The sequence below is a fragment of the Enterobacter sp. FB genome, assembly GCF_000805795.1.
GTDB classification, from domain to species: Bacteria; Pseudomonadota; Gammaproteobacteria; order Enterobacterales; family Enterobacteriaceae; genus Enterobacter; species Enterobacter roggenkampii.
On the sequence record NZ_JSZC01000014.1, the window covers coordinates 16,091 to 34,510 of the forward strand.

The following is an 18,420-nucleotide window of genomic DNA, read 5'->3' on the forward strand; positions in this document are numbered from 1 at the left end:
CCGACAACGGTGTGGATTTGCGCTATACTTGCCGCCTTTTTCGGCACCCTGCCGTCATTTAGCTGGCACTTTCCAGCGCGTTTACACTTTTGAGGATACCGATATGTCTCTCCCACACTGCCCAAAATGCAATTCTGAATACACCTATGAAGATAATGGCATGTTCATCTGCCCGGAATGCGCTCATGAATGGAATGATGCCGAGCCGGCTCAGGATGCTGATGCGCTCATCGTAAAAGATGCGAACGGCAACCTGCTGGCGGACGGTGACAGCGTTACCGTCGTTAAGGACCTGAAGGTGAAAGGCAGTTCTTCCATGCTGAAGATCGGCACCAAAGTGAAGAATATCCGTCTGGTTGAAGGCGATCATAATATCGACTGCAAAATTGACGGCTTCGGTCCAATGAAACTGAAATCTGAGTTCGTGAAAAATAACTGATTTTTTACCTGTACGCCCGGTAAGCGAAGCGCCACCGGGCGCTTTTGCCGGATGCGCTACGCTTATCCGGCCTACAAAAAAAGAACTAAACTTAACGGGCTTTTCTTACGTGAGGTAAAGATTATGCCGTTAAGTCCCTACATCTCTTTCGCCGGCAACTGCGCTGAGGCCACCGCCTTTTACCAGCAAGCCGTCGGCGCAGAACTTCTCTATAAAATTACCTTCGGCGAAATGCCAAAAAGCGATAACAGCGAAGAAGGCTGTCCGTCCGGTATGCAGTTTCCGGATTCGGCTATCGCCCACTCCAACGTCCGCATTGCGGGCAGCGATATCATGATGAGCGACGGGATGCCGCCCGGCAGCAACGCGCAGTACGCGGGCTTTACGCTGGTTCTCGACACCCAGGACGTCAATGAAGGCAAGCGCTGGTTCGACAACCTCGCCGCGGGCGGGAACATCGACATGGCGTGGCAGGAGACCTTCTGGGCGCACGGTTTCGGTAAAGTCACCGACCAATACGGCGTGCCGTGGATGATTAACGTCGTCAAGCAACAAACGTCGTAGGCAGGACACGCGCAGCGCATCCGCCCACAGCGCCCGGTGGCGCTGCGCTGACCGGGCCTACGGTGATTGTCATCAAACTCCGCTCAACTCTTCAAACTCCCGCAACCTGCACTTAACCCAAATGTCACATTGATGCGCCAGCATGAGGCCACATTTATCGTGAGGCCCAGCACATGCAAACTGTCATCCGCGTCGAGAAACTGAGCAAGACCTTCAATCACAACAAGGCTCTGCATGCCGTTGATCTGACCGTCCGGCAGGGCGACATGGTGGCGCTTCTCGGGCCTTCTGGCTCGGGTAAATCCACCCTTCTGCGCCATTTGAGCGGGCTAATCACCGGCGATAAAACGCCGGAAAGCCACGTCGAGCTGCTGGGCAATACCGTGCAGCGCGCGGGGCGTCTGGCGAGCGATATCCGCAAGAGCCGCGCCCAGACGGGCTACATCTTCCAGCAGTTCAACCTGGTAAACCGCCTGACGGTGCTGGAGAACGTGCTGATTGGCGCGCTCGGCAGCACCCCGTTCTGGCGCACCTGTCTGCGCTGGTTCACCCCTTCCCAGAAGCAGGAAGCTTTACAGGCGCTGACCCGCGTCGGCATGGCGCATTTCGCCCACCAGCGCGTCTCCACCCTGTCCGGTGGACAACAGCAGCGCGTGGCGATTGCGCGCGCGCTGATGCAGAAAGCGCAAATCATCCTTGCTGACGAACCCATCGCCTCGCTGGACCCGGAGTCCGCCCGCATCGTGATGGAGACCCTGCGCGACATTAACCAGAACGACGGCATTACCGTGGTGGTCACGCTCCATCAGGTGGATTACGCCCTGCGCTATTGCGAACGCATCGTCGCCCTGCGTCAGGGGCACGTGTTCTTTGATGGCGCGAGCCATCAGTTTGATAACGAACGTTTTGACCATCTCTACCGCAGCATTAACCGCGTCGAAGAGAACGCGCAGGCTGCTTAAATAAACCCGATCCGAGGAAAGTACATGAGCTACAAAGCCGTTGCCGCGCTGGCCTTTACCAGCATGTTCAGCCTCAGCACCCTGTTAAGCCCGGCGTATGCGGAAGAGCAGGAAAAAGCGCTGAACTTCGGCATTATTTCGACGGAATCACAGCAAAACCTGAAACCTCAGTGGGAACCGTTCCTGAAAGATATGGAAACCAAGCTGGGGATCAAAGTGAACGCCTACTTCGCCCCGGACTACGCGGGCATCATCCAGGGGATGCGCTTTAATAAAGTGGACATCGCCTGGTACGGCAACCTCTCCGCCATGGAAGCGGTGGACCGCGCGAACGGCCAGGTCTTTGCCCAGACCGTCGCGGCAGATGGCTCCCCGGCTACTGGAGCGTGCTGATCGTCAACAAAGACAGCCCGATCAACAACCTCAACGACATGCTCGCCAAACGCAAAGAGCTGACCTTCGGCAACGGCGATCCGAACTCTACCTCGGGTTACCTTGTCCCTGGCTACTACGTCTTCGCCAAAAACAACGCCTCCGCCAGCGACTTCAAGCGCACGGTAAACGCCAGCCATGAAACCAACGCTCTGGCCGTGGCCAACAAGCAGGTGGACGTTGCCACCAACAACACCGAGAACCTCGACAAGCTGAAGACGTCCGCCCCGGACAAGCTGAAAGAGCTGAAGGTTATCTGGAAATCCCCGCTGATCCCCGGCGACCCGATCGTGTGGCGTAAAAACCTGTCCGAAAGCACCAAGGACAAGGTGTACGACTTCTTTATGACCTACGGCAAAACGCCGGAAGAGAAAGCGGTCCTGGAACGTCTGGGCTGGGCACCGTTCCGCCCGTCAAGCGACCTGCAGCTGGTGCCGATTCGCCAGCTGGCGCTGTTTAAAGAGATGCAGGGCGTGAAGGACAACAAAGGCCTGAAGGACGAGGAGAAGACCAGCAAAGTGGCCGCGATTCAGGCCCAGCTTGAAGACCTCGACCGCCTGACCGCCGCGCTCGGCGCGATGACCAGCGTGAATAAAGCGGTGCAGTAACGCTTTTCGCCCGGTGGCGCTGCGCTTACCGGGCCTACATTTTGGATCGTAGGCCGGATAAGCGTAGCGCCATCCGGCACACAAAGACCTGCGGAGTTACACATGCAAACCATCACCCTCCCGCCGCCGAAGCGCAGCTGGTTCTCGCTCATAAGCTGGGCCATCCTGCTGGCGGTGCTGGTTATCTCCTGGAAGGGCGCGGAAATGGATCCGCTGCTGCTCTTCAAAGACGCGGGCAATATGGCGACCTTCGCCGCCGACTTCTTCCCGCCGGACTTCAGCCAGTGGCAGGACTACCTCAGTGAAATGGCGGTCACCCTGCAAATCGCCGTCTGGGGCACCGTGCTGGCCGTTATTCTCTCCATTCCGTTTGGCCTGATGAGCGCTGAAAACATCGTGCCGTGGTGGATATACCAGCCCATGCGCCGCCTGATGGACGCCTGTCGTGCGATCAACGAAATGGTCTTTGCGATGCTGTTCGTGGTCGCCGTCGGCCTCGGTCCGTTCGCGGGCGTCATGGCGCTGTTCATTCACACCACCGGCGTGCTCTCCAAGCTGCTTTCCGAGGCGGTCGAAGCCATCGAGCCCGGCCCGGTGGAAGGCATTCGCGCCACCGGCGCCAATAAAATCGAAGAGATCCTTTACGGCGTCCTGCCGCAGGTGATGCCGCTCCTGATCTCCTACTCCCTGTACCGCTTTGAGTCCAACGTCCGCTCCGCCACCGTCGTCGGCATGGTCGGCGCAGGCGGGATTGGCGTCACCCTGTGGGAAGCGATTCGCGGTTTCCAGTTCCAGCAAACCTGCGCCCTGATGGTGCTCATCATCGTCACCGTCAGCCTGCTGGATTTCCTCTCTCAACGTTTGCGTAAGCACTTCATCTGAGAAGCGAGGCTTTGTTTTCTATGCACTTATCCAGACATCCGACCAGTTTCCCCACCCGCTGGCAAGAGATCGCGGCAAAGCTCGAAGTGGAGCTGCGCACGCACTACCGCTGCGGAGACTACCTTCCTGCCGAGCAGCAGCTTGCCGACCGCTATGAGGTGAACCGACACACACTGCGCCGCGCCATTGACCAGCTGGTCGAGCGCGGCTGGGTGCAGCGCCGTCAGGGCGTAGGCGTGCTGGTGCTGATGCGCCCGTTCGACTACCCGCTTAACGCCCAGGCGCGCTTTAGCCAGAACCTGCTGGATCAGGGCAGCCACCCGACCAGCGAAAAGCTGCTCTCGGTGCTGCGTCCGGCCTCCAGCCACGTGGCGGACGCGCTGGGTATTCAGGAGGGCGACAACGTCCTCCACCTGCGCACGCTGCGCCGGGTCAACGGCGTGGCGGTGTGCCAGATCGATCACTACTTCGCGGATCTCACCCTCTGGCCGGTGCTGCAGAATTTCTCCAGCGGTTCGCTGCATGATTTTCTCCAGAATGCGACAGGCATTGCGCTGAAACGCACCCAGACGCGCATCAGCGCCCGCCGCGCGCAGGCGAAAGAGAGCAAGGTGCTGGAGATCCCCAATATGGCCCCGCTGCTCTGCGTGCGCACCCTCAACCACCGTGACGGCGAGATCGACGCGACGGAATACTCCGTCAGCCTGACCCGCGCCGACATGATCGAATTCACCATGGAGCACTGAATGCACTTCGACACCGCCACCCGACAGCGCTGGATGCGCGTGCTGGCCCACAGCCAGCCTGCTGCGCTCTCTGCCCGCATGAACGCCCTTGCCCTGGCTCCCGGGTACGACCTCCTCCGCGCGCCGGAGATCGGCCTCGTTCAGATCCAGGCGCGCATGGGCGGCACCGGCGAGCGCTTCTTCGCCGGGGATGCCACCCTCACCCGCGCAGCGATCCGCCTGCACAGCGGCACGCTGGGCTACGGCTACGTGCTGGGGCGTGATAAAGCGCACGCCGAGCGCTGCGCGGTCATCGACGCGCTTTTACAGGAACAACCGCATTTCCAGACGCTGATGGAAACCCTTATTTCCCCGCTGGAGGCCGACCGCGCCGCACGTCTTGCCGCGCGTCAGGCCGAAGTGAATACCAGCCGGGTCGACTTCTTTACGCTCGTTCGCGGAGACAACGCATGACGCTTCAACCTGCTTTTACCCTGGCCGCCCAGGATGCCCAACACTGTTTTCGTCGCCTGCTGAAGGCCATGAGCGAGCCGGGCGTGATTGTCTCGCTGCACCAGCTCTCTCAGGGCTGGCTGCCGCTGAACCTGGCGACAACCAGCGTGCTGCTCACCCTGGCCGACAACGATACCCCGGTATGGCTTTCGGGCGCGCTGTCGAACGATATCGCCAACCAGAACCTGCGTTTTCACACCGGCGCCCCGCTTGTTGAACAGCCGCAGCAGGCAATCTTTGCCGTGGCCGACGAACAAATCAGCCATGAACAGCTGAATGCCCTGAGCGAAGGCACCGCCGTCGCCCCGGAAACCAGCGCCACGCTGATTTTGCAGGTCGCCAGCCTGAGCGGCGGCCGCATGCTGCGCCTGACGGGCGCAGGCATCGCCGACGAACGCATGGTCGCGCCGCAGCTGCCAGAGTGCATCATTCACGAGCTGACCGAGCGCCCGCACCCGTTCCCGCTGGGCATTGACCTGATCCTGACCTGCGGCGAGCGCCTGCTGGCCATCCCGCGGACCACCCACGTGGAGGTGTGCTGATGTACGTTGCCGTCAAAGGGGGCGAGAAGGCCATCGCCGCCGCCCATGCGCTGCAGGCGCACAGACGACGGGGTGATGAACAGCTCCCCGAGCTGAGCGTCGCCCAGATTGAGCAGCAGCTAAACCTCGCCGTCGATCGGGTAATGACCGAGGGCGGCATCGCCGACCGCGAGCTGGCGGCGCTGGCCCTCAAGCAGGCCAGCGGCGATAACGTGGAAGCCATCTTCCTGCTGCGCGCCTACCGCACCACGCTGGCGAAGCTGGCGGTCAGCGAACCCATCAACACGGCGGAGATGCGCCTGGAGCGCCGCATTTCTGCCGTTTATAAAGACATTCCCGGCGGCCAGCGGCTCGGCCCTACCTATGACTACACCCATCGCCTGCTGGATTTTACCCTGCTGGCGAACGGCGAGGCGCCACGACTCAGTACCTCTGACGCCGAACAGGAACCGTCTCCGCACGTCTTCAGCCTGCTGGCGAAACAGGGCCTGGCGAAGGCGGAAGAGGACTCCGGCGCGCAGCCGGATGACATCACCCGCACGCCGCCGGTTTACCCGTGCTCGCGCTCGTCCCGCCTGCAGCAGCTGATGCGCGGCGACGAGGGCTATCTGCTGGCGCTGGCCTACTCCACCCAGCGTGGCTACGGGCGCAACCACCCGTTTGCCGCCGAAATTCGCAGCGGCTATATCGACGTCGAAATCGTGCCGGAAGAGCTGGGTTTTGCCGTAAACGTCGGCGAACTGCTGATGACCGAGTGTGAAATGGTGAACGGTTTTGTCGCGCCCGAAAATGAAGACCCGCACTTTACCCGCGGCTACGGGCTGGTGTTTGGCCTCGGCGAACGCAAGGCGATGGCCATGGCGCTGGTCGACCGCGCCCTGCAGGCACCGGACTACGGCGAGCACGTTGCTGGCCCGGCGCAGGACGAAGAGTTTGTGCTGGCCCACGCGGATAACGTCGAGGCCGCGGGCTTCGTCTCGCACCTCAAGCTGCCGCACTACGTCGATTTCCAGGCCGAACTGGAACTGCTGAAACGCCTGCAACGGGAGCGCAAACATGGCTAACTTAAGCGGCTACAACTTTGCCTATCTGGATGAGCAAACCAAACGCATGATCCGGCGCGCCATCTTAAAAGCGGTGGCGATTCCTGGCTATCAGGTGCCGTTCGGCGGCCGAGAAATGCCGATGCCCTACGGCTGGGGGACGGGCGGCATCCAGATTACCGCCAGCGTGATCGGCGAGGCGGACGTGCTGAAGGTCATCGACCAGGGCGCGGACGACACCACCAACGCCGTATCGATCCGCACCTTCTTTCAGCGGGTAACGGGCGTCACGACCACCGAAAAAACCGAAGACGCGACGCTGATCCAGACCCGCCACCGCATTCCGGAAACCCCTCTGGCTGAAGATCAGATTCTGATTTTCCAGGTGCCGATCCCGGAGCCGCTGCGCTTTATCGAGCCGCGCGAAACCGAAACCCGCACCATGCACGCGCTGGAAGAGTACGGCGTGATGCAGGTGAAGCTGTATGAGGATATCGCCCGCTTCGGCCATATCGCCACCACCTACGCCTACCCGGTGAAGGTGAACGGCCGCTACGTGATGGACCCGTCGCCGATCCCGAAATTCGATAACCCGAAGATGGACATGATGCCCGCCCTGCAGCTGTTCGGTGCCGGACGTGAAAAACGCATCTACGCCGTACCGCCGTACACCCGCGTGGAAAGTCTCGATTTTGACGATCACCCGTTTACGGTGCAGGAATGGGACGAGCCGTGCGCCATCTGCGGATCCAAACACAGCTACCTGGACGAAGTGGTGCTGGACGACACGGGCAAACGGATGTTTGTCTGCTCCGACACCGATTTCTGCCGCCAACAGAGCGAGGCGAACGGCCAATGAAACCGCTGCTTTCGGTAAATAACCTGACCCACCTGTATGCGCCGGGCAAAGGCTTCAGCGACGTGTCGTTCGAGCTGTGGCCGGGCGAAGTGCTGGGGATCGTCGGCGAGTCCGGCTCCGGCAAAACCACTCTGCTGAAATCCATCTCCGCGCGCCTGACGCCGCAGAACGGCGACATTTTGTATGAGGGCGCCTCGCTCTACGGCATGAGCGAGGCCGAGCGCCGCCGCCTGCTGCGCACCGAGTGGGGCGTGGTGCACCAGCACCCGATGGACGGCCTGCGCCGTCAGGTCTCTGCCGGAGGCAATATCGGCGAACGCCTGATGGCAACCGGCGCGCGCCACTACGGCAATATCCGCGCCACGGCGCAGCACTGGCTGGAAGAAGTGGAAATCCCCGCCTCGCGCATCGACGACCTGCCGACAACCTTCTCCGGCGGCATGCAGCAGCGCCTGCAAATTGCCCGCAACCTGGTCACGCACCCGAAGCTGGTGTTTATGGATGAACCCACCGGCGGGCTGGACGTCTCGGTGCAGGCCCGCCTGCTCGACCTGCTGCGCGGCCTGGTGGTGGAACTGAACCTGGCGGTGGTGATTGTCACCCACGATTTGGGCGTCGCGCGTCTGCTGGCGGACCGCCTGCTGGTGATGAAGCAGGGCCAGGTGGTGGAAAGTGGGTTAACCGACCGCGTGCTCGACGATCCCCATCATCCGTACACCCAGCTTCTGGTGTCGTCCGTGTTGCAGAACTGAGGGGCTGTTGCCGGGTGGCGCTGCGCTTACCCGGCCTACGAATAGCGCACCTGTAGGCCGGGTAAGGCGAAGCCGCCATCCGGCAACACGAACACCGCACCTTGTAGGCCGGGTAAGGCGAAGCCGCCACCCGGCAACGCGAACACCGCACCTTGTAGGCCGGGTAAGGCGAAGCCGCCACCCGGCAACGCGAACACCGCACCTTGTAGGCCGGGTAAGGCATAGCCGCCACCCGGCAAAACGAATCGCGAGGCCAACATGATCCACGTACAAAACGTAAGTAAGACCTTTGTGCTCCACCAGCAAAACGGCGTGCGCCTGCCGGTGCTGCAAAATGCCTCGCTGGAGGTTAATCGCGGCGAATGCGTGGTGCTGCACGGCCACTCCGGCAGCGGAAAATCGACCCTGCTGCGCTCCCTCTACGCCAACTATCTGCCCGACGAAGGCCATATTCATATTCGCCACGGCGATGAATGGATCGACCTGGTGCAGGCCCCGGCGCGTAAGGTGCTGGAGGTGCGCCGCTCGACAATCGGCTGGGTGAGCCAGTTTCTGCGGGTGATCCCGCGGATCTCCGCCCTGGACGTGGTGATGCAGCCCTTGCTGGATCTTGGCGTGCCGCGCGAAACCTGTGCCGCCAAAGCCGCCAGCCTGCTGACGCGCCTGAACGTGCCCGAGCGCCTGTGGCACCTTGCCCCGTCGACCTTTTCCGGCGGCGAGCAGCAGCGCGTCAACATCGCCCGCGGCTTTATCGTCGACTACCCGATTTTACTTCTGGATGAACCCACCGCCTCGCTCGACGCTAAAAACAGCGCGGCCGTGGTGGAGCTGATCGAACAGGCCAAAGCGCGCGGCGCGGCGATCGTCGGGATCTTCCACGACGAGAACGTTCGCACCCGCGTCGCGGACAGGCTGCACCCAATGGGGACTCCCGCATGATTATCAATAACGTCAAGCTGGTACTGGACAATGAGGTGGTTGACGGCTCGATTGAGATCCAGGACGGAACAATCCGCGCATTTGCTGAAACCCAGAGCCGCTCGCCCGAGGCGATGGACGGCGACGGCGGCTGGCTGCTGCCGGGGCTGATTGAGCTGCATACCGATAATCTGGATAAATTCTTCACCCCGCGCCCGAAGGTGGACTGGCCCGCCCATTCAGCGATGAGCAGCCACGACGCGCTGATGGTCGCCAGCGGCATCACCACCGTACTGGACGCGGTGGCCATCGGTGACGTGCGCGACGGCGGCGACCGTCTGGAGAACCTGGAGAAGATGATCAACGCCGTCGAGGAGACGCAAAAGCGCGGCCTCAACCGCGCCGAGCACCGCCTGCACCTGCGCTGCGAGCTACCGCACCACACTACCCTGCCGCTGTTTGAAAAGCTGGTCGGCCGCGAGCCGGTGTCGCTGGTCTCCCTGATGGACCACTCGCCGGGGCAGCGTCAGTTCGCCAACATTGAAAAGTATCGCGAATACTATCAGGGCAAATATTCTCTCAGCGACGCGGAGATGGCCCGTTACGAAGAAGAGCAGCTGGCGCTTGCGGCACGGTGGTCGCAGCCTAACCGTCTCAGAATTGCGGCGATGTGCCGGGACCGCAATATCGCGCTGGCCAGCCATGACGATGCCACGCACGATCATGTCCTTGAATCCCACCAGCTTGGCAGCGTGATCGCCGAATTCCCCACCACGTTCGAGGCGGCTGAAGCCTCCCGCAAGCACGGCATGAACGTCCTGATGGGCGCACCGAACATCGTGCGCGGCGGCTCGCACTCCGGCAACGTCGCGGCAAGCAAGCTCGCGTCCCTTGGCCTGCTGGATATTCTCTCGTCCGACTACTACCCCGCCAGCCTGCTCGACGCGGCGTTCCGGGTGGCCGACGACGAGGGCAACCGCTTTACGCTGCCGCAGGCGATTCGCCTGGTGACGAAAAACCCGGCCTCGGCGCTTAATCTGCAGGATCGCGGCGAGATAGCCGAAGGCAAGCGGGCGGATTTGGTGCTGGCCCACCGTAGGGGCGAGCACATCCATATTGACCACGTCTGGCGTCAGGGAAAAAGGGTGTTCTGATGGGAAGACTTATCTGGTTAATGGGGCCGTCCGGCTCCGGTAAGGACAGCCTGCTGTCCGCCTTACGGCAGCAGGAGCATCCGCAGCTGCTGGTGGCGCACCGGTACATTACCCGGTCGGCGAATGCGGGGAGTGAAAACCATATCGCCCTGAGCGAGCAGGAGTTTTTTACGCGTGCCGGGCAAAATCTGCTGGCGCTGAGCTGGCACGCCAACGGCTATTACTATGGGATCGGCATCGAGACCGATCTGTGGCTGCATGCGGGGTTCGACGTGCTGGTCAACGGTTCACGGGCGCATCTTTCGCAAGCGCGCGCCCGCTATGGGGCGGCCCTGCTGCCGGTCTGCCTGCAGGTTTCACCGGACGTCCTGCGCAGCCGGTTGCAGAGCCGGGGTCGTGAATCCGCCCGTGAGATCGATCAGCGGCTTGCGCGTGCGGCGCGCTACACCCCGTCCGACTGCCATATCCTTAATAACGACGGAAGTTTGCTACAGTCAGTCGAGACCTTTTTATCGCTTATCCGTCAGAAGGAGAAACAGCATGCCTGACTGCACGCTTCGCCCCGCCACCGCCGACGATGCGCAAATCGTCTATGCGTTAATCTGCGAATTAAAGCAGGCCGAATTTGATCACCAGGCGTTTCACGCGGGCTATCTTGCCAATCTGCAGGATCACAACATGCGCTACCAGCTTGCCGAACTGGACGGGCAGGTCATCGGCATGATCGGCCTACACATGCAGTTTCACCTCCACCACGCACGCTGGATCGGCGAGATCCAGGAGCTGGTGGTGATGCCGCAGGCGCGCGGGTTAAAGGTGGGCAGCCAGCTGCTGGCCTGGGCGGAAGGGGTGGCACGAGAGGCCGGTGCGGAGCTGACCGAGCTCTCCACCAGCGTGAAACGCACCGACGCCCACCGTTTTTACGTCCGTGAAGGATATACGCAGAGCCATTTCCGATTCACCAAACCGCTGTAGAGGTGCGTTATGAGTCTGACAATCACGTTAACAGGAACCGGAAGCGCGCAACTCGTGCCGGTCTTTGGCTGCGACTGCGCGGCGTGTCGCCGGGCGCGCCTGCAGGATAACTATCGCCGTCGTCCCTGTAGCGCGGTGGTCAAATTCAACGATGCGGTGACCCTGCTGGATGCCGGTATTCCACATCTGATGGACGACTGGGCTGCAGGCAGCTTTCAGCAGTTTTTGCTGACCCATTATCATATGGATCACGTCCAGGGACTCTTCCCCCTGCGCTGGGGCGTGGGCGCGACGATCCCCGTCTACGGTCCGCCGGAAGAGGTGGGCTGTGACGACCTGTTTAAACATCCGGGGATTCTGGATTTCAGCCACACGGTGGAGCCGTTTGTAACGTTTGAACTTCAGGGCTTGCGGGTCACGCCGCTGCCGCTCAACCATTCGAAACTGACCTTCGGGTATCTGCTGGAATCGGCCCACAGCCGCGTGGCCTGGCTGTCCGACACCGCCGGGCTGCCGGAAAAAACGGTGAAGTTCCTGCTTAACAATCAGCCGCAGACGATGATTATCGACTGCAGCCACGAACCGCGCGACGAGACGCCGCGAAACCATTGCGACTTAAATACCGTGATGGCGTTAAACGAAGTGATTGGCTGCCCGCAGGTGATCCTGACGCACATTAGCCATCAGTTTGACGTGTGGATGATGGATAACCCGCTGCCGTCCGGCATTGAAGCGGGGTATGACGGGATGGTGCTGGTTCTCGACTGAGTTTTGCCGGGTGGCGGCTGCGCCTTACCCGGCCTACGCGCCAGGGTTTTGCAGGCCTGCGTCAGCGAAGCGTCACCAGGCTTTAGCCTCGATCGTAATCGTCTTCTAACCTGCGCTCATCCTCTTCCAGACGGCGTCTGTCGTCATCCAGCTGGCGCTGACGCTCATCTAAACGGCGGCGTCTGTCTTCAAGATGCCGACGGCGATCGTCATACTGACGGCTATCCATGCGACGGTTATCGTCATAACGATCGTCATCATCGTTGCTGCGGCTGCTGCTGGGGTTATAGGCGTCGTTGATTGCCTGTTGAATGTTGCCAATAGCATCATCAACGATATCGGCATGCGCCAGTTGGCTGGTGAGTGACAGCAGACCAAATAACAGAGCGGTAGAGTAACGTTTCATAAGGCCAGACTCGCAGGTGAACTGGCCTTAAGGTAATGAACAGCAGGGTGTGGGGGTAGCGGAGGAATCTCAAATTCAGTTATGTCCTGGGACTTCCATCAGTTGATTCGCACGCTGTTTATTTTCTGCGACCAGGACGATGCCGTAGCATTTTTGATCCGGCGAATGGCTCCAGATACGATCTTCGGGGATACACCCTCCGTCATAGATAACCTTGCTACCATCATACGGCCAAAATGCGCCCTGCTCGGTATCAAGAACAAATACAGCGATTTGGTCAGACTCGCGGGCAATTTTCTGCCAGAGCATCTTCCCACCCTCATATTGTTCAAAGTCGCTGACAAGTGTCACGCCACACTGTAATACCAGGGCTTCATACAGGCGAGTTGCCAGTCCCTTGTCACGCTCGGCGGGATCAACACAGATACCTTCTACCTGAATGACATTGGCATCTTCCCAACAGCGCTCGACGGCAATGATATCTTCACCCAAATGCGTTTTACGTTGTAAATCCAGGGCAGCAACAACCCGATGCCGGGGCACCCCATCGAAGGTTTCGATATCCGCTTCAATAATCGCAGCTCTTGGCGTCTGGCTATCAAAAATAACATGTAGCACTCGCCCGGAAAGCTCAAACTCATCAACGAGTTTAAACGACCTGGCAATTGTGCTCGGGCTGTATGTTGTAGGCATCACGATCATTTGTGAGTCCCCCTTTGTGAGTACCGGCATAATTCCTTTTATATCCCAATCTGCTAAATTTTGCGCAGATTAACATCACCGGCGTCAACGATGCTCTTGATGAAATCCTAAACAGGGGCATTTAAAAACATATTTTCCGCAGAGCCTGCGCCAGCTGCGCCCGCGTAAACGGCTTACGCAGTAACGGAACGTCCGGCAGCTGAGGATTATGCGAGGGCCGTAAATCCTGGCCGCTGATCAGCAGCACCGGAAGCTGCGGATAATGACTGCGCACATGGCTAATCACCTCGGCCCCGCTCAGGCTTCCGGGCAACATCAGGTCGCTGATAAACATGCCAATATCCGGCGACGCCGCCAGCATGCTGAGCGCCTGCTCGCCGTTGTCCGCTTCGAGCGTCAGATAGCCAAGCTGGTGCAATTGCTCGCACAGGGTCTGACGGACATCCGCTTCATCCTCCAGCACCAGCACCAGGCGCTCGCTCTCGACGGAGGCGGTGGCTGACAGCGCTTCATCATCTACAGCGGCGGGCTGCGTCGAGCGCGGGAGGTGAAGCCGCACGGTCGTTCCCTGTCCCGGCGCGCTTTCAATCTCCACGCGACCACCGGACTGGCGCACAAAGCCGTACACCATCGACAGGCCTAACCCGCTCCCGCTCCCGGTCTGTTTGGTAGTGAAGAACGGTTCAAAGACCCGGGATTTGACCTCCTGCGACATGCCGCTGCCGCGGTCAATGACTTCCAGCGCCACCATATCCTGCCTGCGTCCGTCGCTGCGGGTAACGCGCTGATTCCAGGTGCGAATTTTAATCACCCCGCTTTGCCCTTCCATCGCATCGCGCGCGTTCATCACCAGATTAATGATGGCGTTTTCCAGCTGGCTGACGTCGATCCATGCGGGCCATGCCGGGGATTGCGCTTCGATTTCCAGGGTCAGGGTGGCGGGCAAGGAGTGACGCAGCAGTTCCCGGAGGTTCTCCAGCAGCGGCTGCATCTCTACCGCATGCGGCGTCAGGGATTGCTTACGGGAAAACGCCAGCAGGCGCTGGGTCAGTAAGGCGCCACGCTCGGCCGCCTTCAGCGCCCGGCTGATGCGCGGCGCATCTTTTGATTCGGGGTCGGTGAGCTCAAGACTGCCGATGATCACCGCCAGCAGGTTATTAAAATCATGCGCCAGCCCGCCCGTCAGCTGCCCAACGGCCTTCATTTTCTGGCTGTGCAGCAGCGCCTCTTCCAGCCCTTGACGCTCAATGCGGTCGATCTCCATCTGCGTGGTTTTTTCTTTCAGCAGGCGCGTAGTGTGCTCAAGCGAGGCGGTATTGCGTGCAAAAACGTTAAACGCGCGCGCCAGTTCACCCAGCTCATCGCGCCGCTGCAGCGCGGGGACGGACACATCCTGTTCACCGTGAGCAAGACGCGACATCGCCCGGGAAATGGCCGTCAGGTTGGAGGCGAGATTGCGGTAGATATACCAGCAGGCACACCCGGTGATGATCAGTGCCAGCACGGCGAAAATGGTGATAAATACGCTGATGGATTGCAGTTCGTGATGGCTCTGGGCGGTGCGAAGCCGGGAGGCCTGCGCCACCTGCTCAACGTACTGATTGATGTCGCTGTTGAGGATCGCCACCAGCGCCTTGATGTGGAACATATACCAGCTTATCGCCAGATCGCTCTCCTCCAGCTGCTTCGACAGCGGGGCGAGCTGACCTAGCTCGGCATTAAAATCAGGCAGAACCGTATTTACGACCGGCTGTGCGGCACGCCGGGGCAACGTTGCGGCCACCGCATCCAGTTGCTGGATGGTCGCGCGCGGCGAAGGGGTATCGATGGCGGCGGCGATCAGCCGGTCCATCTCCATCAGTTGCTGCACACCCGGTACGTTACTGTCATAACGGCGGTTGATGTCCTGCAGATGGCGCAGGTAGCTCTGGCTTTGGTATAGCGAGCTCAGCAACGCGTTACGCTCCAGATGGCGTCGCTGTCCGCGCTCCAGCATCTCCGTCACGCTCTGCTGTAGCTCGTTGCTTCGTTGAATAATACGCGCCACCAGGGCTGGCTCCTGCTGCGCCAGAGGCGCCTTCGCAAGCTGCTCCAGCGAATGGCGCAGGGCCATTTGCGTCTGCTTCAGGCGCTCGGCTTCCCCTTTGTACTCGAGCGCCCCCACCACCTGCGAGAGCCGCACCGCCGCCGTCGCCACGTTGGCGGTATCGCGGGCCAGGTTCATGCTGCCGGTCATATCGTCCAGCGTTTGCTGCTGCACCTGCTCCTGAATTTGACTGGCGTGACGGAAGCCGAGTACCGCCACGCCGCTCACCATCAGCGTCACGGCGACCACCAGCAGATTGAACATCAGCAGGCGACCGCGGGCGCTGGCGAAGAACGGGGGGCGGTGTGATGGCATGGATTGAGGCTCCTTTGCGGTTTGTTGTCCCCTCACCCTAACCCTCTCCCCAAAGGGGCGAGGGAATAATTTGCTCCCTCTCCCTTTAAGGGAGAGGGCCGGGGTGAGGGTAATTCAATAACTGTGATCCACATTAGCTATTCATAACTATGACAAATATGAACAGCTTCTGACATTTTGCATTTACGCACCTGTGATGAAGTGCAGAAATCGGCATTCACAGGAGATCCGCCATGAGCAGAACCCCGGTATTAGAGATGCGCAACATTGCCAAAACGTTTGGCAGTTTCCACGCGCTCAAGGGTGTGGATTTGACGGTTTTTCCCGGTGAGATCCACGCGCTGATGGGCGAAAACGGCGCGGGAAAAAGCACGCTGATGAAAATCCTCGCGGGGGCCTATACCGCCACCCACGGCGAGATCCTGATTGACGGTCAGCCGTTTCACATTAAAGGGCCGAAGGATGCGCTGGCCGCGGGCATCACCCTGATTTATCAGGAGATGCAGCTCGCGCCCAATCTTACCGTAGCCGAAAATATCTTCCTCGGCAGCGAGCTGTCGCGCGGCGGGATGGTGCAGCGCAAAGAGATGGCTGCCCAGGCGCAGGCGGTGATTGACCGCCTCGGCGCACAGTTCAGCGCCACCGATCTGGTGATGAAGCTCACCATCGCCGAACAGCAGCAGGTAGAAATTGCCCGCGCGCTGCACCGCAACAGCCGCATTCTGGTGATGGATGAACCCACCGCCGCCCTCTCCTCGCGGGAAACGCATCGCCTGTTTGAACTGATTTTACGCCTGCGCGATGAAGGGATGGCGATCATCTATATCAGCCACCGCATGGCGGAAGTGTATGAACTCTCTGACCGCGTCAGCGTTCTGCGCGACGGGCAGTACGTCGGCAGCCTGACGCGCGACAAGCTCAACGCCTCCGAGCTGGTGCGCATGATGGTGGGACGACCGTTAAGCGACCTGTTCAACAAGGAGCGTGATATCCCCCTCGGCAGCCCGCGCCTCAACGTGCATCACCTCACCGACGGTAAAAAAGTACAACCCTGCAGCCTGCAGGTGCGTTCCGGCGAAATCGTCGGGCTGGCGGGGCTGGTCGGGGCCGGACGTTCCGAGCTGGCACAACTCATCTTCGGCGTGCGCAAAGCCACGGGCGGCATGATTGAGGTCGACGGCGAGCCGGTGGTGATCCACTCCCCGCGTGCGGCCATCGAAAACGGCATCGGTTTTCTCACCGAGAACCGCAAGGAGCAGGGACTGTTTCTGGAGCTGGCGGCGCAGGAGAACATCACCATGGCGACGCTGGAGCGCGACGCCACCTTCGGCATGTTAAACCGCAAAAAAGCGCAGGCCATCTCCGATGACGCCATTGCCTTGCTCAACATCCGCGTGCCGCATGCTCAGGTGCGCGCGGGCGGGCTGTCGGGCGGCAACCAGCAAAAACTGCTCATCTCCCGCTGGGTCGCCATCGGCCCGCGCATTCTGATTCTGGACGAACCCACGCGCGGCGTGGACGTCGGCGCAAAAAGCGAGATCTACCGCATCATGAACCAGATGGCGCGCAAAGGTGTGGCGATCCTGATGATCTCCAGCGAGCTGCCGGAAGTGGTGGGCATGAGCGACCGGGTTTACGTGATGCGGGAAGGCAGCATCGCGGGCGAGCTTCACGGACGTGACATCTCTCAGGAAAACATTATGACGCTGGCAACCGGCGTGAACGACACTCATCATCAGGCGGTGCAATCATGACAACTCCAACCCATCCGCAGCAGGTGGCGAAATCCGCCTCCGCCAAAAAAATGCTGATGAGCGATCTGATGCAAACGGTCGGTATTTTGCCGATTCTGATCCTGATTGTGGCGGTTTTTGGCTTTATTGCGCCCAACTTCTTCACTGAGAGCAACCTGCTCAACATCACCCGTCAGGCGTCGATCAACATCGTGCTGGCGGCGGGAATGACCTTTATTATCCTCACCGGCGGGATTGACCTCTCGGTGGGGTCGATTCTCGGCACCACGGCAGTGGCGGCGATGGTGGTGTCGCTCATTCCCGAATTCGCCGGGCTGTCCATTCCGGCCGCGCTGATGCTCGGCATGGTGCTGGGCCTGTTCAACGGCGCGCTGGTGGCCTTTGCCGGGCTGCCCCCCTTCATCGTCACGCTCGGCACCTATACGGCGCTGCGCGGCGCGGCCTATCTGCTGGCCGACGGCACGACGGTCATTAACTCCAACATCAACTTCGAGTGGATCGGCAATAACTACCTCGGCCCGATCCCTTGGCTGGTGGCGATCGCCCTGGCGGTCATTGTGGTGTGCTGGTTCATCCTGCGCCGCACCACGCTCGGCGTTCACATCTACGCCGTGGGCGGCAACATGCAGGCGGCGCGCTTAACGGGCATTAAGGTCTGGCTGGTGCTGCTGTTTGTCTACGGCATGAGCGGCCTGCTCTCCGGCCTCGGCGGCGTCATGAGCGCCTCACGCCTCTACAGCGCTAACGGTAACCTCGGCACGGGCTACGAGCTGGATGCGATTGCGGCGGTGATCCTCGGCGGCACCAGCTTCGTTGGCGGGATCGGCACGATCACCGGCACGCTGGTCGGTGCCTTGATCATCGCCACCCTCAACAACGGCATGACGCTGATGGGCGTCTCCTACTTCTGGCAGCTGGTGATCAAAGGGGCGGTGATCATCATTGCGGTGCTGATCGACAAATACCGTACCCGACACCATCAAAGTGCATAACAACAATACCCTACGAGTGAGGAAGACAA

Annotated in this window: 20 protein-coding genes and 1 pseudogene; 18 read left to right on the plus strand and 3 right to left on the minus strand. The window is 60.5% G+C overall.

The genetic code is table 11. The features are described from left to right. Window positions 1-103 precede the first annotated feature (103 nt). The 16 genes and pseudogenes from PI91_RS19815 (at window position 104) to phnP (ending at window position 12,136) form a co-directional block, all read left to right on the plus strand. Complete coding sequence (locus PI91_RS19815; RefSeq protein WP_039266959.1) at window positions 104-439, plus strand: zinc ribbon domain-containing protein YjdM; 336 nt, start codon at window positions 104-106, stop codon at window positions 437-439. A gap of 123 nt (window positions 440-562) precedes the next feature. Continuing rightward, window positions 563-1,003 carry a VOC family metalloprotein YjdN gene (gene yjdN, locus PI91_RS19820; RefSeq protein WP_032655320.1) on the plus strand — a complete coding sequence of 147 codons (441 nt, stop codon included), beginning with the start codon at window positions 563-565 and terminating at the stop codon, window positions 1,001-1,003. A gap of 173 nt (window positions 1,004-1,176) precedes the next feature. Beyond that, window positions 1,177-1,965, plus strand: coding sequence for a phosphonate ABC transporter ATP-binding protein (gene phnC / locus PI91_RS19825; RefSeq protein ID WP_023618659.1), 789 nt, complete (start codon window positions 1,177-1,179; stop codon window positions 1,963-1,965). Window positions 1,966-1,989: 24 nt separating this feature from the next. Next, window positions 1,990-3,005, plus strand: a pseudogene (gene phnD / locus PI91_RS19830) (phosphonate ABC transporter substrate-binding protein). Window positions 3,006-3,107: 102 nt separating this feature from the next. Further along, window positions 3,108-3,887: a phosphonate ABC transporter, permease protein PhnE gene (gene phnE / locus PI91_RS19835; protein WP_039266960.1), complete on the plus strand. Its 780-nt coding sequence runs from the start codon at window positions 3,108-3,110 to the stop codon at window positions 3,885-3,887. Between the two features lie 20 nt (window positions 3,888-3,907). Further along, the gene (gene phnF, locus PI91_RS19840) at window positions 3,908-4,633 is read left to right on the plus strand and encodes a phosphonate metabolism transcriptional regulator PhnF (RefSeq protein ID WP_039266961.1); all 726 of its coding nucleotides are present in this window, start codon (window positions 3,908-3,910) and stop codon (window positions 4,631-4,633) included. Continuing rightward, window positions 4,634-5,086 carry a phosphonate C-P lyase system protein PhnG gene (gene phnG / locus PI91_RS19845; RefSeq protein WP_039266962.1) on the plus strand — a complete coding sequence of 151 codons (453 nt, stop codon included), beginning with the start codon at window positions 4,634-4,636 and terminating at the stop codon, window positions 5,084-5,086. Beyond that, window positions 5,083-5,667 (plus strand): phosphonate C-P lyase system protein PhnH, encoded by a 585-nt coding sequence (gene phnH / locus PI91_RS19850; RefSeq protein WP_039266963.1) that lies wholly within the window; start codon window positions 5,083-5,085, stop codon window positions 5,665-5,667. The genes phnG and phnH overlap by 4 nt, the downstream gene beginning before the upstream one ends. Next, complete coding sequence (locus tag PI91_RS19855) at window positions 5,667-6,731, plus strand: carbon-phosphorus lyase complex subunit PhnI (RefSeq protein ID WP_021242918.1); 1,065 nt, start codon at window positions 5,667-5,669, stop codon at window positions 6,729-6,731. Before phnH ends, PI91_RS19855 begins: the two co-directional genes overlap by 1 nt. Beyond that, entirely contained in the window at window positions 6,724-7,569 is an 846-nt protein-coding gene (locus PI91_RS19860) for an alpha-D-ribose 1-methylphosphonate 5-phosphate C-P-lyase PhnJ (RefSeq protein WP_032675794.1), read from the plus strand. Before PI91_RS19855 ends, PI91_RS19860 begins: the two co-directional genes overlap by 8 nt. Next, window positions 7,566-8,321: a phosphonate C-P lyase system protein PhnK gene (phnK, locus tag PI91_RS19865; RefSeq protein WP_006177354.1), complete on the plus strand. Its 756-nt coding sequence runs from the start codon at window positions 7,566-7,568 to the stop codon at window positions 8,319-8,321. The genes PI91_RS19860 and phnK overlap by 4 nt, the downstream gene beginning before the upstream one ends. 258 nt (window positions 8,322-8,579) lie before the next feature. Beyond that, entirely contained in the window at window positions 8,580-9,260 is a 681-nt protein-coding gene (gene phnL, locus PI91_RS19875; protein WP_021242921.1) for a phosphonate C-P lyase system protein PhnL, read from the plus strand. Beyond that, window positions 9,257-10,393, plus strand: a complete 1,137-nt coding sequence (gene phnM, locus PI91_RS19880) for an alpha-D-ribose 1-methylphosphonate 5-triphosphate diphosphatase (protein ID WP_039266965.1) — start codon at window positions 9,257-9,259, stop codon at window positions 10,391-10,393. Before phnL ends, phnM begins: the two co-directional genes overlap by 4 nt. Further along, a complete protein-coding gene (phnN, locus tag PI91_RS19885; protein ID WP_085930286.1) occupies window positions 10,390-10,941 on the plus strand; it encodes a ribose 1,5-bisphosphokinase in 552 nt (183 codons plus the stop codon). The genes phnM and phnN overlap by 4 nt, the downstream gene beginning before the upstream one ends. Next, complete coding sequence (gene phnO, locus PI91_RS19890) at window positions 10,934-11,368, plus strand: aminoalkylphosphonate N-acetyltransferase (RefSeq protein ID WP_021242924.1); 435 nt, start codon at window positions 10,934-10,936, stop codon at window positions 11,366-11,368. Before phnN ends, phnO begins: the two co-directional genes overlap by 8 nt. 9 nt (window positions 11,369-11,377) lie before the next feature. Beyond that, window positions 11,378-12,136: a phosphonate metabolism protein PhnP gene (gene phnP, locus PI91_RS19895; RefSeq protein ID WP_039266966.1), complete on the plus strand. Its 759-nt coding sequence runs from the start codon at window positions 11,378-11,380 to the stop codon at window positions 12,134-12,136. Between the two features lie 82 nt (window positions 12,137-12,218). On the opposite strand, the gene yjdP is transcribed toward phnP, so the two are convergent. The 3 genes from yjdP to PI91_RS19910 form a co-directional block, all read right to left on the minus strand. Then, complete coding sequence (gene yjdP / locus PI91_RS19900) at window positions 12,219-12,542, minus strand: DDRRRQL repeat protein YjdP (RefSeq protein WP_039266967.1); 324 nt, start codon at window positions 12,540-12,542, stop codon at window positions 12,219-12,221. A 75-nt stretch (window positions 12,543-12,617) separates the two neighbouring features. Beyond that, a complete protein-coding gene (locus tag PI91_RS19905) occupies window positions 12,618-13,244 on the minus strand; it encodes a GNAT family N-acetyltransferase (protein ID WP_008500049.1) in 627 nt (208 codons plus the stop codon). A gap of 121 nt (window positions 13,245-13,365) precedes the next feature. After that, window positions 13,366-15,645, minus strand: a complete 2,280-nt coding sequence (locus PI91_RS19910; RefSeq protein ID WP_039266968.1) for a hybrid sensor histidine kinase/response regulator — start codon at window positions 15,643-15,645, stop codon at window positions 13,366-13,368. Window positions 15,646-15,878: 233 nt separating this feature from the next. On the opposite strand from PI91_RS19910, the gene PI91_RS19915 reads away from it, so the two are divergent. Further along, window positions 15,879-17,399 carry a sugar ABC transporter ATP-binding protein gene (locus PI91_RS19915; RefSeq protein WP_039266969.1) on the plus strand — a complete coding sequence of 507 codons (1,521 nt, stop codon included), beginning with the start codon at window positions 15,879-15,881 and terminating at the stop codon, window positions 17,397-17,399. Then, window positions 17,396-18,391: a ribose ABC transporter permease gene (locus PI91_RS19920; protein ID WP_008500046.1), complete on the plus strand. Its 996-nt coding sequence runs from the start codon at window positions 17,396-17,398 to the stop codon at window positions 18,389-18,391. Before PI91_RS19915 ends, PI91_RS19920 begins: the two co-directional genes overlap by 4 nt. Window positions 18,392-18,420 lie beyond the last annotated feature (29 nt).